This window comes from Aquimarina sp. AU119 (genome assembly GCF_900312735.1).
Lineage (GTDB): Bacteria > Bacteroidota > Bacteroidia > Flavobacteriales > Flavobacteriaceae > Aquimarina > Aquimarina algiphila.
In genome coordinates this window covers 50,105-76,591 of the sequence record NZ_OMPF01000039.1, presented here as the reverse complement: position 1 = coordinate 76,591, position 26,487 = coordinate 50,105, and the positions used below count along the sequence as shown (strand labels likewise).

Sequence of the window (26,487 nt, the reverse complement as noted above, 5' to 3'; positions counted from 1 at the left end):
ACAACATAATAATCTATTATGAGTATATATGATGTAGCCGTGATTGGCTCTGGACCTGGTGGATATGTAGCCGCTATTCGATGCGCACAACTGGGTATGAAAACAGCAATAATCGAAAAATACACAACTCTTGGAGGAACATGTCTTAATGTAGGTTGTATACCTAGTAAGGCTTTATTAGATTCTTCTCATCATTATGAACATGCAGTAAAGCATTTTGCAGATCATGGTATAGAAATTCCTGGAGATGTAAAGATTAACCTTGAAAAAATGATTGCCCGTAAACAGGCAGTAGTTGATCAAACTACAGGAGGTGTTGATTTTCTGATGAAAAAAAATAAGATTGATGTATTTGAAGGAGTTGGAGCTTTTAAAGATGCAACTCACATTAATATTACGAAAGCAGATAGTACTGTTGAAACTATCGAAGCTAAGCATACTATTATTGCTACAGGTTCGAAACCTTCTACGTTGCCATTTATCAAAATAGATAAAAAGAGAATCATTACTTCTACGGAAGCATTAAAACTTAAAGAAATACCAAAACATCTAGTTGTTATTGGAGGAGGAGTAATAGGGTTAGAATTAGGTCAAGTATATCGTCGTTTGGGAGCAGAAGTTTCTGTTGTGGAATATATGGACAGAATTATTCCTGGAATGGATAAAGCACTCTCTAGAGAATTGCAGAAAGCAATGAAAAAACAAGGAGTTAAGTTTTATACCTCACATAAGGTTACAGGAGTAAAAACTGGAGCCAAAGAGGTAGTTATTACTGCCGATGATAAAAAAGGTAACCCTGTAGAATTCAAAGGAGATTATTGTTTGGTATCAGTTGGTCGTCGTCCTTATACCGATGGGTTAAATGCAGAAGCTGCAGGAGTAAAACTTAATGATAGAGGTCAAGTAGAAGTGAACGATCATCTACAAACTTCTACATCAAATATTTATGCAATAGGAGATGTAATTAAAGGAGCAATGCTTGCACATAAGGCAGAGGAAGAAGGGGTTTTTGTTGCAGAAACACTTGCCGGACAAAAACCACATATTGATTACAACTTAATTCCTGGAGTAGTATATACATGGCCAGAAGTAGCTGCAGTAGGAAAAACTGAAGAAGAGTTAAAAGAAGCAGGAGTAAAATATAAATCAGGACAGTTTCCATTTAGAGCATTGGGAAGATCACGTGCTAGTGGAGATCTTGACGGTTTTGTGAAAATTCTTGCAGATGAGGTTACAGATGAAGTGCTAGGAGTACATATGGTAGGAGCACGTTGTGCTGATCTTATAGCAGAGGCTGTTACAGCTATGGAATTTAGAGCTTCGGCAGAAGATATCTCACGTATGTCTCATGCACACCCTACGTTTACTGAGGCTATAAAAGAAGCTGCACTAGCAGCGACAGATGATAGAGCGCTACACGTATAGATTTTATATTGATATCCTCTTGCAGTTTTAGGAAAGATGTTTTGAGGAAATTATGATAACGAGCCATTCTTTTTAGGGTGGCTCATTTTTTATTTTTTCTTTATGAATCATAAAACGAACTTATCTATATATTAGCTGTGTCAAAAAAACTAAGTATAATGCATATTAATGATAAAACAGGAATTAAAGAATATCAGGCTTCACCAGAGCGTTATAAAACAATGGCTTATAATCGATGTGGAAAAAGCGGAGTGCTCTTACCAGCTATATCACTTGGACTTTGGCACAATTTCGGTTTTGTAGATAATATACATAATGCAAGAGAAATTTTGAGGTCTGCCTTTGATTTAGGAATTACTCATTTTGATCTTGCAAATAATTATGGGCCACCTTATGGTTCTGCAGAAGAGAATTTTGGAGTATTGTATAAAAAAGATTTCCTACCGTATAGGGATGAGCTTTTTATAGCGACAAAAGCTGGTTATGATATGTGGCCAGGCCCTTATGGAAATTGGGGATCTCGAAAATACTTGATGGCTAGTATTGATCAGAGTCTTACCCGTATGGGATTAGATTATGTAGATATCTTTTATCACCATAGACCAGATCCAGAAACACCACTAGAAGAAACTATGGTTGCACTATCTGATATTGTTAGACAAGGAAAGGCATTATATGTAGGTATTTCTAATTATCAACCAGAAGAAACTGCTAGAGCAGCAGCATTATTACAAGATTTAAAAGTCCCTTTTGTATTACATCAAGCTCGATATTCGATTTTTGAAAGAGAAGTAGAAAATGGTTTATTAGAAACATTAGGGCATAATGGAGTTGGATGCATTGCTTTTTCACCTCTTGCACAAGGAATGCTCACAGATAAATATCTAAACGGAATCCCAGAGGACTCTCGTGCAGCAAAGAATTTTACATATCTGGATAAAGAAAAATTAACGAGTAATCTAAAAAGAATACAGAGCTTGGCAGCAATAGCACGTGAAAGAGGACAAAAATTATCTCAGATGGCTATTGCATGGTTATTAAATCAACCTCAAATAACTTCTGTACTTATTGGCGCTAGTTCTGCAAATCAACTTAAGGAGAATATAATAGCATTAGAACAGTTACAGTTTTCTGAGGAAGAATTAGTAGCCATTAACAATATTTCTAAGGGAGAGTAAAATCAGGATATTAGAATCTTATATGCTTTCTAACCGCCCTAAGACTTCAGTTTTATAGTTTCTGCTAATAGGGATAGATTTATTATGTAGAACAATTTCTTCATTAGAAAAAGAGTCTATTTTGGAAATAGCAATAATATATGACCTATGTGTCCTTATGAATTGTTGTTGAGGTAATTTTGATTCTATAGTACTAATAGTTTCTCTCGTTATAATGGTTCCAGAAGTACAATGTATTTTTATATAATCACTATAACTTTCAATATAAATGATGTCAGGGAAATCTATTTTTTTCATCCTGCGTTCTGATCTTACAAAAATAAAATTGTTAGAATGAATTTTTTCTATAGTGGTGGCTTTAGGTTTATGATAAACTTCAAAATAGTTAGTAATTGCATTTAAAAGCCGCTCAAAAGAAATAGGTTTAAGAAGATAATCTACAGCATGTAGGTCAAAACCATCAATAGCATAGTCACGATATGCAGTGGTAAAAATAACCTTGATATTAGTATTGATGGATTTAGCAAAAGAGATACCAGAAATTTCGGGCATATTAATATCCAAAAAAATGAGATCAATTTTTTGAGTGTTAATAGAATTAAAAGCTTCTATTGCGTTACTGCAGATATCAACTATGTCAACCGTATCAATTTTTGATAAATGGCTTGCTATAATATCTCTTGCGGTAGGCTCATCATCTACTATAATACATGATATTTTTGTACTCATTATACGGGTTTTGTAATTTTTAAAACGAGATGTACATGATACCAATCATCATTTTCAGAGATGTTTAATTCATGCATATCTTTATATAACAGCTGTAATCGTTTCTTGATATTTGTCAACCCTATACCTTGTACGTTATCTTTAGAAGTGTTTAAAATAGAGTTTTTGATATTAAAATGTATCTTATTATTACGATATTTTAAATCGATTATAATAGATAATTTTTGATTGCGAATTTGCCCGTGTTTAAAACTGTTTTCTATAAATGGAATAAAAAGCATAGGTGCAATTTGTATAGTGTGAGCTATCTTATCAAAATTCATAGAAACGTCCAAAGTATTCATAAAACGCATTTTTTCTAAGGCGAGATAATCTTCTATGTGATTAATTTCTTCTTGTAACGAAACAAAAGGTTTATCTACTTGATACAATAGATAGTCTAAAAGATTAGATAGCTTTAATATCATTTCTGGAGTTTCTTCTGATTTTTTTAAAGCAAAACCATACATAGTATTTAGTGTATTGAATAAAAAATGGGGATGTATCTGCATTTTTAGATAATGCAGTTCTTGCTCTTTAAGTTTAAGCTGTGCTTCGAGCACTTTATTTTTTAATTCTTGATTTGCACTAATAGAAGTATAGTTATGTTGCACAAGGTTAATTGCGCTAGCTACAAAGACCACAAAATATACAGCAATAAAAAGAAATAGAGGACTTTGGGTCATCGGAGCCATTTCGCCAATTTTTAATCCGGTAAGAAATAATAGACCATAGAAAAAGGACATTACAATAAAGAAAGCCGAAATAATGATAGTATATGTACAATACAATATGAATAGACCATATTTTTCGTGTAATAAATATTTTGGAATTAGAATGTCTGTAACAGCATATGTAGTTCCTATAGTAACGGGCATTAAAAAGAGAGAAAATGAGAAAACATAATTAATATTATCACTATTATGTCCAAAGAAATAGGAATAACAGAATAATACAATTACCCAAAAAATAATGTGGAGTAGGAGCTTTGCAGTTTTTTTAAGTATAAAATCTCTGGAAATCATATGAACAGACAATATCCGTATTTTTTGCGTTTTGAAATATAATTTTGAGATGAATAACCTCTTTAAAGCTGTATTTAACAAAATAGAACTAATTTTACTCATATTGAGAGGTAATTCTGCTAAATATCACATTAATCAGGTAAGTAAGCGCAAAAAGAAAAAATGTAACATAACAAAAATTAGTTTTGGATACGTCTAATTCAAAATCCATCATTCTATGATTTCATTACTTTTTATTCTTCAACAAAAAGAATCTTTTTTTTCAGCACTCTTTAGCCGCATTAATGAAGGGGGTCCATTTTTTATGGTTCCAATTTTGATCATGTTACTGTTAACGTTTTTTCTAATCATTAAAAGTGTAATAGCGTTAAAACAAGGAAGTGCTACCCTACAAAAAAACATTAGCTTATTAAGTTCTATTGGCCTTTTAACTCTGGTTTGGGGAATGTTAGGACAACTGATAGGTTTGGTAGAAATGTTTGATCAGGTCGAACAGATTGGAGATCTTTCTACTGGTATTTTTGCCGGAGGATTAAAAGTGTCGGCACTTCCTCCCATCTTTGGTTTTTTTGTATTTATAATTTCAAGAGCTGCGATTATTGTATTTACCTGGATCGGTAAGGAAGCAGACCAAAAATAATTCCTAAAAAAATAATTTGTAAAATCCCTTTCAATTGAACTTGTATCAATTGTTAGGTGAACTTCTGAAGCGTAATGAAACTATGAATTCTAACTTTGTAGCTTCACTTTTTCAACATTAATTTTTACTAAGAAAATACAAATAAAATATGATGAAAAAAATAGTGCTAAAAATAATTTTTGGAATAGTAGCGACTATATTAATAATGATTATAGGCTTTTACTTTTTTCTATTTCTTAATCCTTTACATATTCATGAGGTAAATTTATTGAAATGGATTCCGATTTTGATAGGAGTAATTGGTATGTTTTTTAGCGGTACAATAAATAAAAAGACACCACCTAAATTTCTACCGTTTCTTTTTTTACCTTTTTTTATTTTTGATCTTTTTGGTTTTTTATATATCCCTTTTATTTTTATCCTTATCATTATAGGCTCACTTACCTTAGCTATTACCAGAGATTCTATTAAAAAAGGATACAGATTTTTATCTGGTCTAGGAGTCTTGGGTGTTTTCTTCTATTTTTTGTTTTTCCAGCCTCTTATCGTATTAACTGAGAATTCAGATTATAATGATCATGGAGAATTAATAAACGCTAATACTCTTTGGGATTTTACGGAAAAGGGAAAGTTAATCCTTCCAGATCATACATTATATGATCAAAAAGATATTGAATTTAATTTAAAAAATATCAAAGAAAAAACATACTTGATTACGTTTTGGGCTACTTGGTGCCCACCATGTATGCATGAAAAACCAGAACTGGAAAAACTAAAAAAAGAACTAAGCAAAAATTCTAATATCGAGTTTATAGACATTTCATTTGATTCTGATATCCATAAGTGGAAACAGTTTGTAAATGATAAAAACCCAATAGGAATGCAGTTTATTTCTAAAAGAGTAAAAGAAACAAGAAGAGTATTGCAAATTAGTTCAATCCCGATGCATTTCATTGTAGGTGAAGATGGAGTATACAGCGCATATAGTTCATTTGAAATAGCAAAAAAAGAACTCAAAAGATTATCAGTTAAAAACTAAAATATTATGATAAAAAAGATATTAATTATAGCTTTTTTGATAAGCTATACCATAAATGCACAAAAGATTAATAAGGCAAAACTAGATAGTTTGTTTTCTGTGATTGATCATAAAAATAAAGGAATGGGAAGTGTTTCTGTTTTAGAGAACGGAATAGAAATCTATCAACATACTATGGGATATGCAGATCTTAAAAATAAAGTAAAGGCTAGTCATAATACCAAATATAGAATAGGTTCTATTACCAAAACATTTACAGCAACAATAATTATGCAATTGATCGAGGAAAAGAAGCTGAGTCTAGTAACTTTTCTTAGTGATTATTTTCCTAAAATTCCTAATGCTGATAAAATTACAATAAAACATCTTTTAAAACATCGCAGTGGTTTATATAATATAACTAACGATAAAGACTTTAGGAAATGGATGGTGGTTCCTAATACGAGACAACAAATGTTAGATCGAATTGAAAAAAAAGAAATTCAATTTAAACCCGATGAGAAAGGTAAATACTCTAATACAAATTATGTCTTATTGTCTTATATAGCCGAAGATATCGAAGGGAAAAGTTATGCCGAAATTCTTAAATCAAGGATAATTATTCCTTGTCATTTAAAGAATACATATTATGGAAGTAAAATAAATTCAAAAGAAAATGAAGCGTTGTCATATCACATGGATGAAGAGTGGATGTTACAACCAGAAACAGATATGAGTGTGCCTATAGGTGCAGGAGCTATAGTTTCTACATCAAAAGATGTAGCCATTTTTTATCATAATTTGTTCTCTGATAAACTGGTGTCTAAAGAATCCTTACTTAAGATGAAAGATCTTGAAGATAGTTATGGAATGGGGCTTGTTCAATTTCCTTATGACCATAAGGAAAACTTTGGTCATTCAGGAGGAATTGATGGCTTTCAATCTGTAGCGATTTATGTACCAGAAGATAAACTGTCAATTAGCTATTTGTCTAATGGTGTAATATTAGGGTTGACTGAGATATTAGTTGGGGTCGCTAATATATATTATGACCTGGAATATAAACTTCCAGAATTTAAGCCCGCATTACAGTTAAAAACCGAAGAACTTGATGCATATCTAGGGGTTTATATAGGAGAAGAATTTCCATTTGAAATAACCATGACCAAAGAAGACACTACACTAATCGTAAGTGCAAAAAATGGTCCAACATTTCCGGTAGAATCACATGCAAAAAACAAATTTCAATCAAATCGAGCAGGAGTACATATTGAATTTTTTCCAGAACAAAATAAAATGATCCTACAATTAGGTGGAAAAAAAGCAGAATTTATAAGAAAGTAGGAGTGATATTCAATTCCTGATTCACCTAGATGAATCAGGAATTTTTCATTTTCTAATTTTTATGAGACCCATCACAATACGGTGGGTTTTTAGTTTCTTTGCAGGTGCATAAATAAGCTTCTTTAGCTTCATGGACACTAAAAATCGTTGGTGGAGTACCTCCTTCTTTTTTATGTGTGCCATTACAAAAAGGCTGATCTGCACTATGTCCACAACTACACCATGCATAGTTCTTATCTGCTTCTAATTGACAAGGGATAGGCGCATCACCACCTCGTATATTATTTTTCATAACTATGTTTTTATCTTTAAAAATATCAAATCCTACGTTAAGATTGGTTTTAAATAAGTGATAACAACCTTATTCATTTTGGATAAAAAAATAAATTATGATGATAATGAATAAAGCTTATTTGATCAATTTCACATCTGGAAAAGCAGCATGATAACCAAACCAAAACGCATTATGAGTAGGTAATCGTTGTAAAGTTTTACCGCTTTTAATATTTTTAATTTGATTTTCATCTAGTTCCCAAGTTTCACCATTACTGTCTTGGGCTAATGATGTTTTGTCATATGAAGTAAATTCAATCTCCTTGGTAAAATATGCACGATGCGCACCACTTTGATCTGTAAATACGGTAAAATTATTGTGATTTATTACACCTTTATAAATATGATTTTTCTTTAAAAAATTGGATGAAATGGCAATATTCTCTTCAGTTTTATCAGGAAGTCGTATGGCTAGAATTTCTTCCTTGTTTTTTAATCTGGTATCCTTTTCTTGCACCGTAAACATTAATTCATCGGTCGAAAAGTAATCTTTATAAGCAACTCCTTCATTATAATCTCTACGATGTCCTGTTTTTAAGGATAAAACAGTAGTTTTTGGATGTCGTTTTTTCCATTCTCCCCAAGTTGTTGTGACCACACTAAGGTATTCTAATTCAATACCCTTGCCTACCAAAGGTCCTATAACAGGTTTTCCCCAAAGCGTATTCCAAAGCGATTGTGTTTTTTGATCGTACATTAATTTATTAGATCGATATAAAAAACCACTAGTACCCATTTGATAGCGAATTCCATCTTTTTCTGTTTTATATAAAATTACAGTTCCGCATAATGTACAGTATACTCCGGTAACGGGAATATTTCCGACTTGATCGGTAAACATTTCATGCCAGGCTAAAATACGTTTTGGATATGCACGCGTATCTCCATTAATAGAAATGCCAAAAACAATATCCTTATCATCGAGATAAGTCGCATCTTTTGCATTGAGCATTTTGGGATTTCGAAGTGGCGGGATACCATCTTGTTTTACACCTCCCCAACGTACTTCATCTAATCGAATGGTAGATTGATGTTCGCGATCCAGGAAATATCTGTCAAAACGAGAATCTATAGCTTTATGTAGGATAGCTTTAAAGGTATAGTAAGCATCTGGATAAGACGATTGTTTACTCCATATGTATTCATACCATTTATCAAAATCGCGAGGATAATATTTTTTAGTTTTTTTCTGAAGAATGTTTAGAAGTTTAAGTGAAGTCGAGGGGCTTCTTAAAAAGTACATGGTTTCAACTGCCATGACTTCAAAACTTTCTTTCCAGTGATCTTCAATATATTTTAGTGCTTCTTTATGGACTTGAGTATTTCCAGAAGTAAAGAAATCCAGAAAATATTCATAGTCTTGTTTTTCTAAGGTATTATTAACCGTATTTTGAGCATTGGTCACACCAATATTGAAGATAAAAACCAAGGCAAATATAAATCGTATCATCCTAATTACTTTAGAAGTAAGTCGTATTAAGATGGTAATTTCTACACCGATAAAGGAATTTTAAGATTTTATTCTTTTACTAGATCCTTGCTTGATACGTATATAAATCAAAATACCTACCTTCTGAAGCGATGAGTTCATCATGAGTGCCACGTTCGGCAATTTTTCCTGATTCTATGACCAAAATCTGATCGGCTTTTTTAATGGTACTTAATCTATGGGCAATCACAAAAGTGGTTCTACCTCTCATTAATTCACTAAGGCTTTTTTGAATCAATGCTTCACTTTCTGTATCTAGATTAGAAGTAGCTTCATCGAGAATGATAATTTTGGGATCTGCTAGTATTGCTCTTGCTATTGCAATTCGTTGTCGTTGTCCTCCAGATAATTTTACCCCACGTTCACCTATTAGCGTATCTAATCCTTCATCAAAACGATCTGTAAATTCATTAACGTATGCAGCTTTAACTGCTTGAAGTAATTGTTCTTCTGTAGCATCTGGTCGTGGAAATAAGATATTTTGTCGTATAGAACCCTCAAATAAGAATTCATCTTGTAAAACTACTCCAAGGTTCCTTCTGTAGCTACTTAGTTTGACTTTTGATAAATCGTGACCGTCGATAGTAATAAGACCCGATTTTGGATTTAGAAAAGTGGCTGATAGTCCAGCAATCGTAGACTTTCCTGATCCCGAACTACCTACCAAAGCAGTAACTGATCCTGAAGTAGCTTTAAAACTAATATTATGCAATACATCTTTTCCTTCCTCATAAGAAAAAGTAACATCATCAAAAATAATATTTCCATGTATATCAACTAATTCTACCGTTCGATCTTCTATTTCCTCTTCTGGAGTCATATTCATGAGCTCTTCGGTACGATCTAATCCCGCTAATGCTTCAGTCAACTGACTTCCTATATTGCTCATTTGTACTATTGGAGCAATCATAAAACCAAGTAATAATGTAAAAGAAAGAAAATCACCAACAGTAAGTTCATCAACCATAATTTTATAACCACCAATCCCCATAATTCCGGTAGAAGCAATACCTAATAGAAATGTAGACGAGCTAGTGATCAGAGCAGTAGTTGTTAAACTTTTTTTCACATTTTGAAATAAGCGATCAACTCCTTCTTCAAAAGTTCTATTTTCTTGCTCCTCTGCATTAAATCCTTTTATCACTCGAACTCCGGCAAGGGTTTCTGTTAGTCTGCCTTTAACTTCAGCATTAATAACTCCTCGTTTCCTAAAGATAGGTCTTATGTATTTAAAAGCTTTTAAGGCAACTACGCCAAATACAGATACTGGAACCAATACAAATAGAGTCATTGATGGACTAATTCGAATTAATAAAACTAATGAAATGATTGCTGTAATTGTACCTCCGACCAATTGTACTAATCCCGTGCCAATAAGGTTTCTAACGCCTTCTACATCACTCATGATACGAGATACTAGGGCTCCTGATTTGGTATTGTCAAAAAAGCTAATAGGTAGTGATAATACTTTTTTCTGTACTTGTGCTCGTAATTCTGATATTAAAAATTGAGCTTGCACACTAAGTATCCGAGTTAGAAGAAATGAAGTAATAGCCTGTATTAGAATTGAAATTCCTACTCCTGTTAATAATAACTTCAGCATTTCGTAATCTTTTTTAGCGATTACGTCATCCATGAGATATTTACTAGCTACAGGTAATACTAAACTAGCTAACCTGCTTATGACAATGAGAAGTAATCCAATAAAAACAAGATTTCTTCTTGGCCAAATAATGGTTTTAAATGCTTTTCCAATAGTTACTTTTGACTTTTTTTTGTCTTTAGAAGTAGTGGTGTTTTGAAATTCTCTCATGCTTGTTGTTCAGTTTGATTGAATCTTACGTTTTTTGACATAATACATCGTTAATATATAAATACCACCTGGAATTCCGACCCAAATCAATTCACTTAACAATACTTTAATTCCCCAAATGCTAAAAAAATTACTAGCTCCAATGGGAGAAACTTTAATAGGTCTCCACGGAAAAAAATAGCGTGTATCATCAAAAGGAGAAAAAAAAGCAATACCCAAACCTCCTGTAGTCATAGCGTCCAAAATACCATGTGATGCTGTACAAACTGAAAAATAAGTAATTAATATTAAGCCAGTTTTAGTCATTAGCTTCTTACGATAAAAAATAGAGGTCATGGTTATTCCGAAAAATAAAGCAAAGACTAATGAATGAGAAAATCCTCGATGTCCCCAAAAATCTTCATATGCTATATTGAATTTAAAACCGATAACATCAGCATCGGGTATAATAGCGCAAAGGATTCCTAGGAACCAGAATTTCCAATTGATGATTTCTTTTGAAAAACTTTTACCAAAAGCAAAAGCAGTAAATCCGTGAGCAAAGATGGATGCCATAATTAGAGTAGTCTAAGTGTCTTTTAATGTTTATTCCTGTTTTGCTTTTTGTTTCTAACGTAAATTAGTTTAGATCTCCCCTTTGTAGTTTCACGTTGTTCTATTTCAAAACTTTTAATGGATTGAATTAGCGGAGTTAGTTTTTGAAAACCATAGTTTCTAGAGTCAAAGTTGGGTTGTTTCTTTTGTAAAAGACTTCCTACATCACCAAGAAAAGCCCAGCCATCATCGTCTGCCAAATCAGATATTGTATATGAAATTAATCTGATATCTTTTTGCGTTATTTTATCTACATTACTCTTAGATATAGGTTTACTATCTGTAGATTCAGATTCATTTTCTTCGGCTTCATGTTTTAGTATTTCGAGATAAATAAATTTATCACAAGCAACAATAAAAGGATTAGGAGTTTTCTTTTCTCCAATTCCAAAAACTTTCATTCCTGCTTCTCTAAGTCGAGTAGCTAAACGAGTAAAATCACTATCGCTGGATACCAGGCAAAACCCATTTACTTTTTCTGAGTATAAAATATCCATAGCATCAATAATCATAGCAGAATCAGTTGCATTTTTTCCTTTGGTGTAACCATATTGTTGAATAGGAGTTATAGCATTTTCAAGAAGAATTTTCTTCCATTTGGTAAGATCCGGTTTGGTCCAATCGCCATAAATTCTTTTTATGGTGGGATTACCATATTTAGCTATCTCTTCCATCATTTCTTTGATATAGGTAGATGGTATATTATCACCGTCGATTAGTACTGCAAGATTTAAATCCATGAAAAGAGATTAGTTTTTTTACAAAGTACGAACTCATTTTCTTTTACAGTAAGTATTGATCCAGATTTTTCATTTTATTTCATAAGATTCATCTTCTTTATTAATATTAAATCGTTGGATGTGTTTTTTTCTAGAACATTCTTAATATGACTAGATACGTTTTAGTACTCTTTGATTTGATAATAGCAAAGTTTTTGTGAATTAGTAAGGGTAAAGTGTTAATTGATAAAGTATTAAAATAGTAAATCATCTATTATATCTAGAATTACCTTCTTCGTCTTTAAGCTTCCTTGTTTTTTTGAAAACCTCATAAAAAAAGCTAATGATTTAATAAAGTAATATCTCTAGCAACCAGGAGAGCATTTAGTGCTATTTAGAAGTAACGAGTGTAAATAGATCACTTTTATGAGGTTAGATTCATGAAATATAATGAAATATTATTTTTCATCATGTCACTATAACTTAACACTATCAAAAGGAGTGTAGCTTGTTTTGATGAACCAAGATTTCAGATGATTTAAAACATTAAAACAAAAAATATGAGATTACGAAACCAACTTAATGGAGTTTCTCTACATGTTATAGCAGGAACACATGTTGTGGTACTTTGCTTAGATGTTGATGAAAAGGCAAGAAAAGGGTTATTAGGGTTCTTTTTTAAACGAAAAAATATTCTATCTGGAAAAGTAAAAAATCTAAGAGGTTTTAAAGAGTTTGAAAAAAATGGAAAAAAAGAGGACACAAATTTAATTCAGGCTTTTCTTTGGAGTGATTATACTGCAGAACCAAATACTCAGTATCAATATACTGTGTGTCCTGTATACGGAACAGCTGCTAGTTTAAAGGAAGGAGATGAAATTAATGTTGAAGTCACAACTGAAAACCCTAATGAAGGGACCCATGGAGTTTTTTTCAATCGAGGAACGGTTAGTCAGGCATATGCACAAAAATTTGACAATAAAAACCCTGATGAAGTTCCTAATAACGAAGCATATAAATGGCTGTCTCGTGGATTAGAAGAAGCCATGTTAGCATTTATAGGAGAAGCAAATGGTAAGGATTATTCATTAAGAGTAGCTGCATACGAGTTTGATCATGTTCCTGTTATTCAGGCTTTATATGATGCATCAAAAACAGGTGCTGATGTGAAAATCATATACGATAGATCAAAAAATGGTCCATGGGAAAATACAGATGAAGCAGTTGCTAAAGTTCCTGGAATAGAAAAATTAATGATTCCCAGATCTGCAAATTCCTCCATAAAACATAATAAATACATTGTGCTTTTATATAAAGGAAAACCAAAAGAAGTGTGGATGGGGTCTACTAATTTTACCAAGGGTGGAATTTTTGGACAATCAAATGTTGGACATATTGTTAGAGATGAAAAAATAGCTTCTGATTATATGGAATATTGGACACGTCTTTCAAAAAATCCCGAAATGAAAGAACTACGTCCTGAAAATGATAAACATACACCAACACCAAACGGCAAGATAGATAAAGGTATTACTCCAATTTTTAGCCCCAGAGAAGATCTAAGTGTTTTAGAATGGTATGGAAAACAAATTGAAACAGCTAAGCAATCTATTGGATTTACTGCTGCTTTTGGTGTAAACCAGGATTTTGCCGAAATCATGAGTGTAGAAGATAAATCACTGCGGTATATATTACTAGAAAAAGAGGGGAACACTTTTGATCTTTTTAAAAACACGAAGAATAATAGAATTGCAATGGGCGCAATTATTAATAAAGAAGAAATTAAAGAAGAAGGATTAAAAGGATGGGAATCTGAACATCTTACTGGACTTAATGATCATGTTAAATATTTACATACTAAATATTTGTTTGTAGATCCATTAACAGATGATCCTATATTGATCACAGGATCTGCAAATTTTTCAAAAAGTTCCACGCAAAATAATGATGAAAATATGATCATTATTCGAGGTAATACCAGTGTCGTAGATATTTATCTTACAGAATTTGTACGTCTATTTAACCATTATGAATTTCGTGATCAAATGGCCAACCATGGTAAGGATGAAGTTTTTTTTAGTGATTTTTTGGCTACAGATAACTCTTGGACAGAGATCTATTTTAAAAAAGGAACACAGCATTTAATGGAGCGTGAACTTTTTAGATAGTACATAGTTTTTAAATAAGAATACAATAACTTTTTTTAAATAAGGACACTTTATGAATGAAGAACTCACTTGTATTGGAGGACCAGTCTGTAATGAAAAACTCTCAGCCGGTCTGATTTTTGCAGAAGGACAGGATCTTACATATCAAAACAAAGAGGCATTATGGGAAATCTTTGAAGCTATTGGTACCAATTGGTCTAACACGATTTACGATTCTAATAATCAAAGAAGCTCCTGGTACGAGATGCTAAAGGCAAAAACAGAAAATGCACCTAATTATTCAGGAGAATATGTAAATGCTATTTATGTGATTAATGAATTAAAAGCAATGTACGGAAATGAAGAGGCATATAAAAAGCTATTCTTTGAGAGTGGAATAGATAATAATGCACCACCAACCACACGATTAGCGCATTGTAAAATTTATGTAGTAAATGAATTTATTAGAATGCAAATTACTGCAGGTGGATTTAAAAGTTGGGGCACCAAATTCGGAGGAGAACAGGCAAAAAATTACCATGGCTTTTTAGGAGGAACTCGTTATAATCGTCTTTCTAGAGTGCGATCTTATAATCCTGATAGTACTAATTCGAAAAATGACCAGGCATGAAAAACCAATTTGAATATGTAATTGTTGGTGGCGGCGTTGCTGCGGCAACTATTGCTAAAGGGTTGCTCGAAAGAAAGCATGATGCTTCTATTTTGATTCTCGAAGCAGGACCAGAAATTGTAGCAAAAGACAGACGTTTTTGGTGGGATTATATTACCAGAGGGGAAAGACCATATACATTTACTTATGATCAAAAATTTGAAGCAGACTCTACAGGAAACATTGATTATCAAACCGATGGTGTTCGTGTAAAAGCTTATGGAGGTTCTACGATGCATTGGGGAGCATGGTGTTTACGCTTTAGACCAGAAGACTTTAATCTTTTTACGAATACAGGAGAAGGTGCCGATTGGCCCATTAATTATGAGGATTTAGAAGCGTATTATAATGATGCCGAAGCATTTTTATCTGTTTGTGGGGATGACGATGCAAATTGGATTCCCAGATCAAAACCTTATCCGGTACCACCTTTTGAATGGACGGCAGCAGATGGAGAAATGATTAAAGCATGGGAGCAATTAGATGTTACTTATCAGGATGGGGACATAGATCCAGGAACAAAAAGTAAGATAAAATCAGGTAAAATGCCCATTGCGCGGTACCGAAAATGTATGACAACCGGAACCTGTAAGTATTGTCCAATCGGAGGACGATTTAATGCGCAATACGTACTAGACGATTTGAAAAATGATACCCGATTTATCAATTTTGAAGTTCGTATAAATGCTCCTGTACATGAAGTAAATGTGCTAAATAAATCAAAAATAGAATCTGTTACTTATACAGATAACCTAAATGGAGAAAAACACAAAGTATATGGAGATACAATTATTTTGGCTTCTGGAGCATACAATGTTCCTAAGCTATTGAGAGCGTCTAAAAACGAATTTTGGGAAAATGGTATTGGTAATGACCATGACCTTGTTGGACGATTCGTGGTGTCACATTCTATGTTAAATGTTACTGGAAAAGCAAAATCTAACCCTAATGGATGGTTTCAGGAATATGATTTTCCAACGCTAATGTCTCATAGCTATAATACAAAAGAACACCAGAAAAAGGGAAAGATATTTATGTTTAAAAACCGTGTTACTCCTAATATAGATATTGCTCAATTAATGATTGATGGAAAAACAAGAGAAGAAATTGATAAGGTTGTCTATGGAGAAATGGAAATTCAAATTCAGGCTTTTTTAGAAGAAAAAGGAAAGCATAGTAACCGTTTAGAAGCAAAACCAGGGGTGGATCGTTTTGGATTACCACAAACCACGGTACATTTTAGCAGGACAGATGAAGAAATGAAAAATGCAAATGATCGCTTAAAATTATTGGAAGCAATTATAGAAAAAATGGGATTAGAAGTCATTAAATCAAAAGTAGAAAAACCAGGAGGGCATCATACAACAGGAACAGCACGTATGGGAACTTCACCAGAAAACAGTGTGACCGATAAATTTATGAGAGTACATGATACCGATAATTTGTATGTGTGTTCTAATGCGGCTTTTCCAACAGGAAGTGCTGTAAATCCAACACTTACTCTTACTGCAATGGCTTTTAGATTGGTGGATCATTTGACAAAAAAAGCTACTAAAAACTAACGTTTAAAGAAAAAAAATGTCAACAGAAGCAATACAATTCAAAAATGTTTTTCAAGAAAAAGCAACAAAGATTAATAATTTAAAAGAATTAATCAAGCATTCTAAATCGGTAAGTGATGAGGAAGAAGATAAGCTATATGTTTTAAAAGAATTATTAAATAATGCCGTGGTGTTGGAATTTGCAACCATACCAATATACCTACAGGCAATGTGGACTATTAAGGATAATAAGTGCGATGTTGCAAAATCTATCCGTAATATCTTTCAGGAAGAAATGTTACATATGGCTATGGTATGTAATATGATTGTGGGTATTGGTGGTGAACCTAAAATTTATGATCCAGAAAACGGATTAAAATTTCCTTCGGGATTACCAGGAGGAGTACATCCAGATCTTTTCTTGCATTTAGAAGGGTTGAACGATTGTTCCCTCCGAAATTTTATGGAAATAGAACTACCAGAAGAAATTGCAGATATATATGATTATGAAACCAAAGAATTGGTAAGTATTGGTGGGCTTTGTCTTGAAGATGGAAGTATTAGTTCTAAAAAGCATGATCAAAGTTATGAACACAATACAACTATTGGTGAATTATATGATAGAATTAATGAACTGTTTCAAGAACTACAGCCAAAAATGAATGTAGAACGTCAATTAGCAGGTCCGTTATCTTGGTGGGTAATGGCCGATGCTAAAAGCGTTTCTAAAGCTATAGATATGATTAAGGAGCAAGGTGAAGGTTCAGAAAATGTAACTCCTGCAAGTACAGGGATGGACAATTTAGCACATTTCTATCGTTTTTGGGAAGTCTTTTATAAGAAGAAGATAGTTCAGGAAGGAGACACTTACTATTTTAAAGATCCTAATCCACGCCCAGAGACATATAAGATTGCAAGAGTTCCAGAAGGAGGGTATTTAGAAGAAAATGTATCGCCAGAAGTTTGGTATTTAATTCATGAATTTGATAAAGTGTATACCGATTTAGTAAAGTTTTTAGAAGATGCCTGGGCAATAAATGGCAGAGGACAGGCGGCTTTAGTAAATGCTGTCGAAGTGATGTTTAAATTAGAACACTTTGCTTTACCTCTTATTCAGACACCAATTCCCGATCATAAGGAGGGACTTCACTACGGACCTTGTTTTAGAATGATATAATTGAATTTTTTAAAAAATAATACAATGAAAAAAACACAAAATATTTTATTCGCTTTTTTGCTGTTAGCTACCATTAATGTATTTGCACAGAGTAAGAGTACTCCCAAATATAGTATTGGTCAGAATGTACCAGAATTAGGAGGGATTATATTCTATTTGGATGCGACTGGACAACATGGATTGGTATGTGCAGCAAAAGATCAAAGTACAGGAAGTCAATGGCATTATGGAGCTTTTACTAATACCAAATCTTTTGATAGTATTGTTGGATCAGGAAAAGCTAATACATCAAAGATTATTGTAAGTCAAGGAACCAAACCATACGCAGCACAACTTTGTTACGATTTAGAATTAAACGGTTTTACAGATTGGTATTTACCATCAAAAAAAGAATTAAGCTTAATGTATACAAATATAGGCCGTGGTGCCAAACCTCCGCACAAAGATGTTGGTAATTTTGCTAGTGATTTCTATTGGAGTTCTACAGAATTAGATCTCAATTTTGCTTGGGCTCAATACTTTCTGATTGGTAATATATTTACGGATCTTAAGAATCATGAATGCCGGGTTCGCGCTGTTCGCTCTTTTTAATTAACAAATAATTCTTAAAGCAGAACTATAAAGATATTCGGTGGTATAAAGAATTATAGAATTTGAAATTTAGATTATATAACAAAATGAGTACAAAAGAATATAAGAATTGGAGAGTAGTTGTAGTATGTGAATTGAATGCTTCTGCAGCCAAAGTATGGCATCTGGTTGGGGGTTTTTATAATATAAACCAATGGCATCCAGATATTCCGATTTCTGAAGTAATGGAAGGACAAGGAGAAGAGAGAGATATTCGTAGAAAATTAATCTTTCCCGGCCAAACTCCAACATGGGAGGAATTAGTTTTTATGGATAATGAAAATATGCGATATAAGTATAAATGGTATAAAGGAGAGTGGGGAGAAACGACACAAAAATACCATGCTCAAATTCAAGTTATAGAAACAGAGTTGGATAAGCGCTGTATAGTACAGTGGTCCTCTACATTCTATTCTTCAGAAGATGGGTTAACACAGTTTTATCAAAATGGATTCAAAAATTTAGTGAAGATGTTTGGAGGAAAATTAATTAATAACTAAAAAATATAAAAATGGGAAGTCTCGTAGAAATTAATGACACATTACAACTAACAATAGAACAGGGATTTCCTGTTCATATTTTTGACCTGGAAAAGCATAAGAAAACACCAGTTACATTAAAAGATGTAGAAGGTATGGTGTTTGAGTTTAAAGATAAACCAAGTGCCAGAATTTTTCAATTAGATCCGGTTAGAGTCTATTATGTGCATAATATAAATGGTAAATGGTTGTTTTGGGGTCGTGTTTTAATTCAGTCACAACATATTCAAAAATCACTTAATGATGATGGAACCTGGGATGGCGAATCATGGAAAACTTCGGGAACTTATACTATATTAAATGTATATGATCCAGAATACCAACATACATTTACTTTAAACGAAGCACCAGATGATCGAAATTATTTTAAATAAGTAGTATTTGACATATCTATGTTTAACTAGTTATACTAAAAAAAATGAATGAAAGTCGATTAGAAGCTTTTAGCGATGGTGTACTTGCTATTATTATTACTATTATGGTTTTAGAATTAGAAGCACCCAAGGAAACTACATTCGAAGCTATTATTCCGTCTTTTCCAATATTTATTAGCTATTTAGGAAGCTTTATATATATTGGTGTTTATTGGAATAGTCATCATCATTTATTTCAAATAATAGGAACCGTTAATAACAAAATTTTATGGGCTAATTTGCATTTATTGTTTTGGTTATCATTAATTCCTTTTACAACTTCTTGGATTGGTGAAAATCATATTGATGCCATCCCTGTTGCTTTATACGGTTTTGTATTACTAATGAGTAGAATATCATTTTTTATTTTAAAACAATGTATAATTGGTCATATTGGGAAGACCTCTGTATTGGGTAAACTTATTGGGCGAAAAGAAAAAGATATCATTTTTTCAGCTATATATATAATGGGAGCACTCTTAGCATTTCTCAATACTTATATAGGTATTGGTTGTTTTGTGATTGTTATTTTTTTTCAGATTATTGAATTAAAAAAAATGCGGAACAGTATGATCTCTATAGTAAATACCAATCAGGTATTTCCAAAAATTGATTAAAAAAAGTATCTTAAAAAAACGTATTTCAATCAGTACTTTTTCCATTACAAGAAATTCAGAATTAGTTTTTCAAGGATTCTTGCTTTTTCTTTTATTTGTAATCCTTTCTGAACGAAAGACTGAATCTTATTTCCTTTTTTTCTTATTCTTTAAATTATAGGTTTTATCACCTTTTGTCTTAGGTTTTTTGTATTTCTTTTTAATTTCACGTTGATATGATCCTCCCAGGTTTACTTTTCTGTTTTTTTCTTTTTTCTCGTGAAAAGCTGGTCCAACTTCATCATTAGGACGTTTATGAGGATTATTAATCTCTTTTACAACAGGTTGTTCTTCAGGAGTAAGTTGATCAGAAATTTCTACGCCTACTGGCATATCCAGTTGCTCGATTTTCATTTCCATTAAATTCTCGATACGGTCAAGATGTTCTTGTTCTTTTTCGGTAGTAAGCACAAAAGAAACTCCTTCTTTTTCTGCACGACCTGTTCTACCAATACGGTGCATGTAATTTTCAGGATATTCTGGAGTGTCAAGGTTGATTACCTGACTTACATTTTCTATATCCAAACCTCTAGCCATAACATCTGTAGCAATTAGAATACGATTTTCTCCTTGTCTAAATTGCTCAATACTACGTAGTCTATAATTCTGAGTTTTGTTAGAATGAATAATGCAAATTTCATCGGCATATTGTTTTTCTAACTGTTCGAATAGTCGATCTGCTATTTTTTTAAAACCGACAAAAATTAAGGTTTTATGAAACGTTTCTTTATCTGAAAGTAAATGTTCTAGTAAATTAACCTTAGTATAAAAGTTTGGGACCTTATATCCAAACTGTTTAATGTTTTCTAAAGGAGTTCCACTTTTTGCAACAGATATTTTTTGAGGTTTGACAAATGTTTCTGAAATCATTTTATCTACTTCATCGGTCATAGTAGCAGAAAACATAATATTTTGTCGTTGCCGAGGAAGGATATCAAAAATATTCATCAATTGATGCCTAAAACCAAGGTCTAACATTACATCAACTTCATCGATTACTATTTTTTGAATAGATTTTAATTGTAACACTCTACTCACAGCTAGATCATATAAGCGTCCCGGAGTAGCTACAATGATATCTAATCCTTGAGAAACAGCTTGTTTTTGAGTATTTATATTTGTCCCTCCATATACTCCTGTAATTCTTACATTGATATATGTGGATAGTTTTTCAATTTCATCAACTACCTGAACTACTAATTCTCTTGTAGGAACCAACACTAATACTCTTGGGTTTTGTTGTACAGAATACTTTAGCATTCTTAAAATAGGAAGCATATAAGCATATGTTTTTCCTGTACCTGTTTGTGCAATACCTACTACATCTTTTCCAGACATTACTACAGAAAAAGCTTGCTCTTGGATAGGAGTGGGGGTCTCAAACCCTAAATCGTCAAGGGCATTAAGAAGTTGCGTGCTTAAATTTAAATCTTGAAAAGTCAATTGATTTGTTTTTTGATGATACAAAGGTAGCCTTATTTTGTGACTGTTTTGATTTTAGTTACTTTTGGTTTCTTAAGATATAGCAATGAAAAACATTATCGCCTTTGCAGGTTCTAATAGCAGTACTTCTATCAATCATAAACTTGTAGAATTTGTAGCATCAAAAATAGAAGGACATAAGGTTAAAATTGTCAATTTAACAAATTATAATATGCCAATGTATAGTGAAGATGAGGAAAGAAATAATAGTTTTCCCGGGATGGCAATGGGACTTAGACAGGAAATATCTGATACAGATGCATTGATAATTTCAGTAAATGAACATAATGGTAGTTGGGGAGCCTTTTTTAAAAATATAATAGATTGGTTATCCCGTTTGGACCGTAATTTTTTAGAAGGCAAAAAAATTCTTTTAATGAGTACTTCTCCTGGAAAAAGAGGAGGAGTAAGTTCTTTAGAATATGCCAAAAATGTATTTCCAAGATTTGGAGCAGAAATTATAGAAAGCTTTAGTTTTCCTTCTTTTTATGATAATTTTTCGGTAGAGTCCAATACCGTAACAGATGAGACACTTTTATTGGGATTAAATCAGGTTATAAGTACTTTTGCACATCAAATTTAATGAGTAGGTGCGAAGTATCAAAAAATATACATTAGAAAACCCGTCAGAATTTAAACTCAAACTCTTACAATGGGCACAACAGTTTGATGAAATCACCTGGATGGACTCTAATGATTTTACTCAACAATATTCTAGTTTTGATGGTATTTTGGCTGTTGAGGCTTTTACCGCAATTAAGACAGATTATCATAATGGATTTGATAGCTTAAAAGAATATCAAGAACAATCGGGAGATTGGATTTTTGGATATCTCTCCTATGAGCTTAAAAATGATACAGAAGAACTTGTTTCTAGAAATAAAGACGAATTAGAATTTCCAGATTTATATTTCTTTCAGCCCAAAAAAATATTTTTTTTTATTGGAGATGTATTAGAAATGCATTACTTAAGAATGGTTGATGATGAAATTGAAGAGGATTTTAAAACCATTTCTACCACTTTATTGACAACACAAAATAAAGCTGAAGAATCTCCTTGTGGTAAGATTAAGATAAGTCTTAGGATAACCAAAGATATATATAAAGAAAAAGTCAATGCTATGTTGACTCATATTTATAGAGGGGATATTTACGAAGCCAATTTTTGTCAGGAGTTTTTTGCAAAAGAGAGTTGTATTAATCCTTTGCAGACTTATCATCACCTTAATGCTATTTCACGACCTCCTTTTGCTACATTTTTAAAAATAGATAAACACTATTTATTGTCAGCTTCTCCCGAACGCTATTTGCGTAAAGAAGGACAGAAAATTATTTCTCAACCGATTAAAGGGACTGCAAAAAGATCTAAGAATAGAGTAGAAGATGAAAAATTAGTATCAGCTTTAAAAAATGATCCAAAAGAACGTTCTGAAAATGTAATGATAGTAGATTTGGTTCGTAATGATTTATCAAGAACCGCTGTAAAAGGTTCTGTTACTGTTGAAGAACTTTGTAAGGTATATTCATTTAATCAAGTCCATCAGATGATATCTACTGTAGTTTCAAAAATAGATGAAACCACTTCGCCTGTAGATATTATTAAAACTACATTCCCTATGGGAAGTATGACCGGAGCGCCTAAAATTTCAGCAATGCAGATTATTGAAGATTTAGAAGAATCTAAACGAGGCTTGTATAGTGGAGCCGTTGGATATTTTACTCCCACAGGAGATTTTGATTTTAATGTAGTGATTAGAAGTATACTCTATAATGAAGAAAAAAAATATATCTCATATACTGTAGGTGGCGCAATAACAGCAGAATCAGATCCAGATAAAGAATACGAGGAGTGTTTACTAAAAGCTAAAGCAATGCGTGAAGTTCTAGAAGCTTCATAGTTTAAACTAAATATGTAAAAAAGCTGTCGTCTAAGACAGCTTTTTTATAATTTTCAAGGATCTAAGCAAACATCAGAAGGCTCTTCCTTAGGAATACAAAATCCACAGGAAACATGATGTCCAAGAGAACAAGGGTTTTCAGTACCTCCGTTAATTTTACTTTGCTCTGATTTCTTTAGTACCCTAATATTTACAGGGTTTAGAAAGTGATTTAACATAATGATTAGGTTTTAAGATTAAAAGTAATTGGATGATGTTAATTACATTCTGATTTAAACATTTTTAAGGTACTATTTTTTTAGATTATTTACCATTCATTTTTGATAGTTTTACTATGTATTAGGCTAACTAATATATAGTATCAATGTTAAGCTGTACACTCTTGTTTAGATACCCTTTTTTTAATTGTACTTCATATAAAATTTTAAGGAGTTTATTTCTGTGATAAGAAACAGAATATATATTGCCAGTTACTGTCCATCCTCTATGTTTGTTATAAATAAATTGTATTACATGTTTTGGTAAAGCTATATTTTTGAACTCTTCTTCTGCAGCTATTAGTTTTCCATTTTTGTCATAAGTTACAGCGATTTGCCCTTTGTCGGATTTAAAAGTAGCATTAAATGATTTTTTAGGTTTATCATATTTAGATACTTGTTGTATACCCCATTGTGAAGCTAAGTTTTCAAAATGTTTTGCATGATTGGGCGTATTTCTATTTTGCACTTCTTTAATAAAATGTGGAGTTACATTTTTGTTTGACTTAATTTTATAAGTTGTGTTTTCTAACTCAGCATTTAGATTTTGAGCATAACTTATAGTCGTTATACTTATTGTTATTAAAAGATGTATGATTAATGTTTTCATGTTTTTTGATTTAATAAATTAATGTGTTACAAATCAATAGCAAATGAGAATGATGGTAAAATCAAATTGATTACAGGTCGTTTATACTTGATTAAACAACTATTTTGCTCTATTAATTCCCTATCATGTCCAATTCATATTAAATAGACATCTTATCAATAAAAGTTAGCATCTTGTCAATAAAACTAAACTGTTGATAATGAGTGATGGAATGTTTTTATTAAAATATTGTAAGTTTGATTTTCATTGGTTTAAAAAACAGAAAGCTGTTGAATGCGATAAAGTCTATATATGATTGGGTAATTAAATACAAGATTTACCATCTTGTATTTTGGTTTGCATATCATTTTACCTGGTGGATAGTTTTTAAAGGAGGTTTTATTAAAGTTTTTGATCAGATTAGTCAACCTTCAGTTTTTATTTGGTTTTTCTCTTTTGTGATTTTTCAAGCTATAGGAGTATATTTTTGTTTATATTTTCTCATTCCCAAATATTTAGAGAAATCAAAATATTTGAAGTATATCGTACTGGTTATCATTACTATTATAACAATGGCTATACTTATTCTTACTCCAAATATCATGGGTTATTATTTTTTTCCTGAACTACAAATTTCTTTGTCAGGATTATACAAGATTTTTCTGCAGAATACACTCCCTTCTTCCATAGGTTCAATGACGCTTGGTATGAGTATCAAACTGTCTAAAAATTGGCTGTCATCACAAAAACAACAACGAGTATTGGAAAAAGAGAAATTAGAAACTGAACTAAAGTTTTTGAAATCACAATTTAATCCACATTTTCTGTTTAATACAATCAATTCTATTTTTGTGCTAATTAATAAGAATACAGTTATGGCAACTGAGTCGTTAGCTAAATTTTCGGATCTACTACGGTACCAATTATATGAATGTAATGAACATCAAATTTTGTTGGATAAAGAATTATCCTATTTAAGAAGTTTTATAGAATTAGAAGAACTAAGGCAGAATGATAACTTTGTGATTACGGCAGACCTACCAAACTCGTCATCAGGAAATCTTGCCGTAGCTCCATTTTTACTAATGCCTTTCATAGAAAATGCTTTCAAACATATATCTCAACATAACAATAAACCTAACCGTATAGAGATCAAGGTACGTTTGGTGGATAATCAATTTATGTTTAAAATATCGAATACAGTAGCACAAAATGAAAAAATCTCGAGAGACGCAGTTACCTATGGCGGACTTGGTTTAAAAAATGTAAAGCGAAGATTAGAGTTACTATACCCTAATAATTATACATTAGAACTAAATCAGGAGAACGACAAATATATTGTTGTACTAAAATTAAATCTAGAAGAGCATATCTCTCCTCAATTAAAACCATACCAGTTATGATAAAATGTGTCGTTATTGATGATGAACCTTTGGCAAGAGAATGTATTAATAATTATATAGCTGAAATAGGTTTTTTGGAACAAGTAGGTGAGGGGAATAGTCCTGTTGAATTAACCAATATACTGAATCAGAAAAAAGTAGATCTTATTTTTTTGGACATTCAGATGCCTGTGATTAATGGAATAGATTTTCTGAAGATAACGTCAAATCTTCCTATGGTTATTCTAACTACTGCGTATCCTAGTTATGCCTTAGAAGGTTTTGATCTGGATGTATTGGATTATTTATTAAAACCTGTTACATTAAAACGTTTTATAAAAGCAGCAAATAAAGCTAACGATTTTTTTCAATTACAAAATACATCAGGTCAATTGGTTTCTGATAAGTACACAGAAGACTATTTTTTTATAAAGTGTGATCATAAATTTGAAAAAATTTATTTTAGAGATATACTTTTTGTTCAAGCGCTACAGAATTATGTAAGTATTCATACATATGATAGAAAATACATATCCTTATTACCACTAAAAAGTGTTGAGGAAAAATTAAAAGATAAGAATTTCATAAGAACTCATAAATCCTATATTGTATCTATTCCTAAAATCGATTCTATCGAAAGTCATGAGGTTTTGATTGGTTCTGATAGTATTCCTATTAGCCGAAATTATCGTAAAGAAGTTAAAGAAAAAGTACTATCAGATAAACTATGGAAAAATGATACAAACAACTATTAAAAGAA

Annotated in this window: 27 protein-coding genes; 17 read left to right on the top strand and 10 right to left on the bottom strand. The window is 32.0% G+C overall.

Annotated features, from left to right (window positions below):
- Nucleotides 1-18 precede the first annotated feature (18 nt).
- Nucleotides 19-1,425, top strand: a complete 1,407-nt coding sequence (lpdA, locus tag DK442_RS27525; protein WP_109439139.1) for a dihydrolipoyl dehydrogenase — start codon at nucleotides 19-21, stop codon at nucleotides 1,423-1,425.
- A 158-nt stretch (nucleotides 1,426-1,583) separates the two neighbouring features.
- Nucleotides 1,584-2,603: an L-glyceraldehyde 3-phosphate reductase gene (mgrA, locus tag DK442_RS27520; protein WP_109439138.1), complete on the top strand. Its 1,020-nt coding sequence runs from the start codon at nucleotides 1,584-1,586 to the stop codon at nucleotides 2,601-2,603.
- Nucleotides 2,604-2,621: 18 nt separating this feature from the next.
- Here the strand turns inward: mgrA and DK442_RS27515 are convergent, their stop codons facing one another.
- Together DK442_RS27515 and DK442_RS27510 are read right to left on the bottom strand one after the other, a co-directional pair.
- Nucleotides 2,622-3,332 (bottom strand): LytTR family DNA-binding domain-containing protein, encoded by a 711-nt coding sequence (locus tag DK442_RS27515; RefSeq protein WP_109439137.1) that lies wholly within the window; start codon nucleotides 3,330-3,332, stop codon nucleotides 2,622-2,624.
- Entirely contained in the window at nucleotides 3,332-4,498 is a 1,167-nt protein-coding gene (locus DK442_RS27510) for a sensor histidine kinase (RefSeq protein WP_235011043.1), read from the bottom strand. The genes DK442_RS27515 and DK442_RS27510 overlap by 1 nt, the downstream gene beginning before the upstream one ends.
- A 115-nt stretch (nucleotides 4,499-4,613) precedes the next feature.
- On the opposite strand from DK442_RS27510, the gene DK442_RS27505 reads away from it, so the two are divergent.
- The 3 genes from DK442_RS27505 (at nucleotide 4,614) to DK442_RS27495 (ending at nucleotide 7,398) form a co-directional block, all read left to right on the top strand.
- Nucleotides 4,614-5,036 carry a MotA/TolQ/ExbB proton channel family protein gene (locus tag DK442_RS27505; protein WP_109439136.1) on the top strand — a complete coding sequence of 141 codons (423 nt, stop codon included), beginning with the start codon at nucleotides 4,614-4,616 and terminating at the stop codon, nucleotides 5,034-5,036.
- A gap of 151 nt (nucleotides 5,037-5,187) precedes the next feature.
- Nucleotides 5,188-6,075 carry a TlpA disulfide reductase family protein gene (locus tag DK442_RS27500; RefSeq protein WP_160114395.1) on the top strand — a complete coding sequence of 296 codons (888 nt, stop codon included), beginning with the start codon at nucleotides 5,188-5,190 and terminating at the stop codon, nucleotides 6,073-6,075.
- Nucleotides 6,076-6,081: 6 nt separating this feature from the next.
- Nucleotides 6,082-7,398 carry a serine hydrolase gene (locus DK442_RS27495; RefSeq protein ID WP_109439134.1) on the top strand — a complete coding sequence of 439 codons (1,317 nt, stop codon included), beginning with the start codon at nucleotides 6,082-6,084 and terminating at the stop codon, nucleotides 7,396-7,398.
- A gap of 52 nt (nucleotides 7,399-7,450) precedes the next feature.
- Here the strand turns inward: DK442_RS27495 and DK442_RS27490 are convergent, their stop codons facing one another.
- The 5 genes from DK442_RS27490 to DK442_RS27470 all read right to left on the bottom strand — a co-directional run bounded on the left by DK442_RS27490 (nucleotide 7,451) and on the right by DK442_RS27470 (nucleotide 12,367).
- On the bottom strand, nucleotides 7,451-7,690 hold the full coding sequence (locus tag DK442_RS27490; RefSeq protein WP_109439133.1) for a CDGSH iron-sulfur domain-containing protein: 240 nt from the start codon (nucleotides 7,688-7,690) through the stop codon (nucleotides 7,451-7,453).
- A gap of 117 nt (nucleotides 7,691-7,807) precedes the next feature.
- A complete protein-coding gene (locus DK442_RS27485; protein WP_109439132.1) occupies nucleotides 7,808-9,181 on the bottom strand; it encodes a DUF3179 domain-containing protein in 1,374 nt (457 codons plus the stop codon).
- 79 nt (nucleotides 9,182-9,260) lie between these two features.
- The gene (locus DK442_RS27480) at nucleotides 9,261-11,033 is read right to left on the bottom strand and encodes an ABC transporter ATP-binding protein (RefSeq protein WP_109439131.1); all 1,773 of its coding nucleotides are present in this window, start codon (nucleotides 11,031-11,033) and stop codon (nucleotides 9,261-9,263) included.
- 9 nt (nucleotides 11,034-11,042) lie between these two features.
- Nucleotides 11,043-11,588: a metal-dependent hydrolase gene (locus DK442_RS27475; protein ID WP_109439130.1), complete on the bottom strand. Its 546-nt coding sequence runs from the start codon at nucleotides 11,586-11,588 to the stop codon at nucleotides 11,043-11,045.
- A gap of 23 nt (nucleotides 11,589-11,611) precedes the next feature.
- On the bottom strand, nucleotides 11,612-12,367 hold the full coding sequence (locus DK442_RS27470; RefSeq protein ID WP_109439129.1) for an NYN domain-containing protein: 756 nt from the start codon (nucleotides 12,365-12,367) through the stop codon (nucleotides 11,612-11,614).
- A 539-nt stretch (nucleotides 12,368-12,906) separates the two neighbouring features.
- Between DK442_RS27470 and DK442_RS27465 the strand changes: the two genes are divergently transcribed.
- From DK442_RS27465 to DK442_RS27430, 8 genes are all read left to right on the top strand, one after another.
- Nucleotides 12,907-14,514 carry a phospholipase D-like domain-containing protein gene (locus tag DK442_RS27465; RefSeq protein ID WP_109439128.1) on the top strand — a complete coding sequence of 536 codons (1,608 nt, stop codon included), beginning with the start codon at nucleotides 12,907-12,909 and terminating at the stop codon, nucleotides 14,512-14,514.
- A 52-nt stretch (nucleotides 14,515-14,566) separates the two neighbouring features.
- Complete coding sequence (locus DK442_RS27460) at nucleotides 14,567-15,124, top strand: hypothetical protein (RefSeq protein WP_109439127.1); 558 nt, start codon at nucleotides 14,567-14,569, stop codon at nucleotides 15,122-15,124.
- A complete protein-coding gene (locus tag DK442_RS27455) occupies nucleotides 15,121-16,725 on the top strand; it encodes a GMC oxidoreductase (protein ID WP_109439126.1) in 1,605 nt (534 codons plus the stop codon). The genes DK442_RS27460 and DK442_RS27455 overlap by 4 nt, the downstream gene beginning before the upstream one ends.
- A 16-nt stretch (nucleotides 16,726-16,741) precedes the next feature.
- The gene (locus DK442_RS27450) at nucleotides 16,742-17,881 is read left to right on the top strand and encodes a ferritin-like protein (protein WP_109439125.1); all 1,140 of its coding nucleotides are present in this window, start codon (nucleotides 16,742-16,744) and stop codon (nucleotides 17,879-17,881) included.
- A gap of 24 nt (nucleotides 17,882-17,905) precedes the next feature.
- Nucleotides 17,906-18,472, top strand: coding sequence for a DUF1566 domain-containing protein (locus tag DK442_RS27445; protein WP_160114394.1), 567 nt, complete (start codon nucleotides 17,906-17,908; stop codon nucleotides 18,470-18,472).
- 86 nt (nucleotides 18,473-18,558) lie between these two features.
- Complete coding sequence (locus DK442_RS27440) at nucleotides 18,559-19,011, top strand: SRPBCC family protein (protein WP_109439123.1); 453 nt, start codon at nucleotides 18,559-18,561, stop codon at nucleotides 19,009-19,011.
- A gap of 11 nt (nucleotides 19,012-19,022) precedes the next feature.
- Complete coding sequence (locus DK442_RS27435; protein ID WP_109439122.1) at nucleotides 19,023-19,424, top strand: hypothetical protein; 402 nt, start codon at nucleotides 19,023-19,025, stop codon at nucleotides 19,422-19,424.
- Nucleotides 19,425-19,468: 44 nt separating this feature from the next.
- Complete coding sequence (locus DK442_RS27430; protein WP_109439121.1) at nucleotides 19,469-20,080, top strand: TMEM175 family protein; 612 nt, start codon at nucleotides 19,469-19,471, stop codon at nucleotides 20,078-20,080.
- A gap of 126 nt (nucleotides 20,081-20,206) precedes the next feature.
- On the opposite strand, the gene DK442_RS27425 is transcribed toward DK442_RS27430, so the two are convergent.
- The gene (locus DK442_RS27425) at nucleotides 20,207-21,562 is read right to left on the bottom strand and encodes a DEAD/DEAH box helicase (protein WP_109439120.1); all 1,356 of its coding nucleotides are present in this window, start codon (nucleotides 21,560-21,562) and stop codon (nucleotides 20,207-20,209) included.
- A gap of 85 nt (nucleotides 21,563-21,647) precedes the next feature.
- Between DK442_RS27425 and DK442_RS27420 the strand changes: the two genes are divergently transcribed.
- Nucleotides 21,648-22,184, top strand: a complete 537-nt coding sequence (locus DK442_RS27420) for an NADPH-dependent FMN reductase (protein WP_109439119.1) — start codon at nucleotides 21,648-21,650, stop codon at nucleotides 22,182-22,184.
- Nucleotides 22,185-22,191: 7 nt separating this feature from the next.
- Nucleotides 22,192-23,499: an aminodeoxychorismate synthase component I gene (gene pabB / locus DK442_RS27415; protein WP_235011042.1), complete on the top strand. Its 1,308-nt coding sequence runs from the start codon at nucleotides 22,192-22,194 to the stop codon at nucleotides 23,497-23,499.
- A gap of 53 nt (nucleotides 23,500-23,552) precedes the next feature.
- Here pabB and DK442_RS28420 read toward each other — a convergent pair whose 3' ends face one another.
- Both DK442_RS28420 and DK442_RS27410 read right to left on the bottom strand, forming a co-directional pair.
- Nucleotides 23,553-23,717 carry a hypothetical protein gene (locus tag DK442_RS28420; RefSeq protein ID WP_160114393.1) on the bottom strand — a complete coding sequence of 55 codons (165 nt, stop codon included), beginning with the start codon at nucleotides 23,715-23,717 and terminating at the stop codon, nucleotides 23,553-23,555.
- Between the two features lie 130 nt (nucleotides 23,718-23,847).
- Nucleotides 23,848-24,366, bottom strand: coding sequence for a hypothetical protein (locus tag DK442_RS27410; RefSeq protein WP_109439118.1), 519 nt, complete (start codon nucleotides 24,364-24,366; stop codon nucleotides 23,848-23,850).
- 269 nt (nucleotides 24,367-24,635) lie between these two features.
- On the opposite strand from DK442_RS27410, the gene DK442_RS27405 reads away from it, so the two are divergent.
- Together DK442_RS27405 and DK442_RS27400 are read left to right on the top strand one after the other, a co-directional pair.
- Nucleotides 24,636-25,748 (top strand): sensor histidine kinase, encoded by a 1,113-nt coding sequence (locus DK442_RS27405; protein ID WP_200825181.1) that lies wholly within the window; start codon nucleotides 24,636-24,638, stop codon nucleotides 25,746-25,748.
- On the top strand, nucleotides 25,745-26,482 hold the full coding sequence (locus DK442_RS27400; RefSeq protein WP_109439117.1) for a LytTR family DNA-binding domain-containing protein: 738 nt from the start codon (nucleotides 25,745-25,747) through the stop codon (nucleotides 26,480-26,482). The genes DK442_RS27405 and DK442_RS27400 overlap by 4 nt, the downstream gene beginning before the upstream one ends.
- Nucleotides 26,483-26,487 lie beyond the last annotated feature (5 nt).

Bases quoted from the DNA above. Each gene is read 5' to 3' on its own strand.
- DK442_RS27430 (WP_109439121.1), top strand. From the start codon at position 19,469: ATGAATGAAAGTCGATTAGAAGCTTTTAGCGATGGTGTACTTGCTATT.
- DK442_RS27510 (WP_235011043.1), bottom strand. From the start codon at position 4,498: ATGAGTAAAATTAGTTCTATTTTGTTAAATACAGCTTTAAAGAGGTTA.
- DK442_RS27465 (WP_109439128.1), top strand. From the start codon at position 12,907: ATGAGATTACGAAACCAACTTAATGGAGTTTCTCTACATGTTATAGCA.
- DK442_RS27455 (WP_109439126.1), top strand. From the start codon at position 15,121: ATGAAAAACCAATTTGAATATGTAATTGTTGGTGGCGGCGTTGCTGCG.
- DK442_RS27500 (WP_160114395.1), top strand. From the start codon at position 5,188: ATGAAAAAAATAGTGCTAAAAATAATTTTTGGAATAGTAGCGACTATA.
- DK442_RS27440 (WP_109439123.1), top strand. From the start codon at position 18,559: ATGAGTACAAAAGAATATAAGAATTGGAGAGTAGTTGTAGTATGTGAA.
- DK442_RS27480 (WP_109439131.1), bottom strand. From the start codon at position 11,033: ATGAGAGAATTTCAAAACACCACTACTTCTAAAGACAAAAAAAAGTCA.
- mgrA (WP_109439138.1), top strand. From the start codon at position 1,584: ATGCATATTAATGATAAAACAGGAATTAAAGAATATCAGGCTTCACCA.
- DK442_RS27515 (WP_109439137.1), bottom strand. From the start codon at position 3,332: ATGAGTACAAAAATATCATGTATTATAGTAGATGATGAGCCTACCGCA.
- DK442_RS27485 (WP_109439132.1), bottom strand. From the start codon at position 9,181: ATGATACGATTTATATTTGCCTTGGTTTTTATCTTCAATATTGGTGTG.
- DK442_RS27475 (WP_109439130.1), bottom strand. From the start codon at position 11,588: ATGGCATCCATCTTTGCTCACGGATTTACTGCTTTTGCTTTTGGTAAA.
- DK442_RS27490 (WP_109439133.1), bottom strand. From the start codon at position 7,690: ATGAAAAATAATATACGAGGTGGTGATGCGCCTATCCCTTGTCAATTA.
- DK442_RS28420 (WP_160114393.1), bottom strand. From the start codon at position 23,717: ATGTTAAATCACTTTCTAAACCCTGTAAATATTAGGGTACTAAAGAAA.
- DK442_RS27420 (WP_109439119.1), top strand. From the start codon at position 21,648: ATGAAAAACATTATCGCCTTTGCAGGTTCTAATAGCAGTACTTCTATC.
- DK442_RS27435 (WP_109439122.1), top strand. From the start codon at position 19,023: ATGGGAAGTCTCGTAGAAATTAATGACACATTACAACTAACAATAGAA.
- lpdA (WP_109439139.1), top strand. From the start codon at position 19: ATGAGTATATATGATGTAGCCGTGATTGGCTCTGGACCTGGTGGATAT.
- DK442_RS27460 (WP_109439127.1), top strand. From the start codon at position 14,567: ATGAATGAAGAACTCACTTGTATTGGAGGACCAGTCTGTAATGAAAAA.
- DK442_RS27495 (WP_109439134.1), top strand. From the start codon at position 6,082: ATGATAAAAAAGATATTAATTATAGCTTTTTTGATAAGCTATACCATA.
- DK442_RS27505 (WP_109439136.1), top strand. From the start codon at position 4,614: ATGATTTCATTACTTTTTATTCTTCAACAAAAAGAATCTTTTTTTTCA.
- DK442_RS27470 (WP_109439129.1), bottom strand. From the start codon at position 12,367: ATGGATTTAAATCTTGCAGTACTAATCGACGGTGATAATATACCATCT.
- DK442_RS27410 (WP_109439118.1), bottom strand. From the start codon at position 24,366: ATGAAAACATTAATCATACATCTTTTAATAACAATAAGTATAACGACT.
- DK442_RS27400 (WP_109439117.1), top strand. From the start codon at position 25,745: ATGATAAAATGTGTCGTTATTGATGATGAACCTTTGGCAAGAGAATGT.
- DK442_RS27450 (WP_109439125.1), top strand. From the start codon at position 16,742: ATGTCAACAGAAGCAATACAATTCAAAAATGTTTTTCAAGAAAAAGCA.
- DK442_RS27445 (WP_160114394.1), top strand. From the start codon at position 17,906: ATGAAAAAAACACAAAATATTTTATTCGCTTTTTTGCTGTTAGCTACC.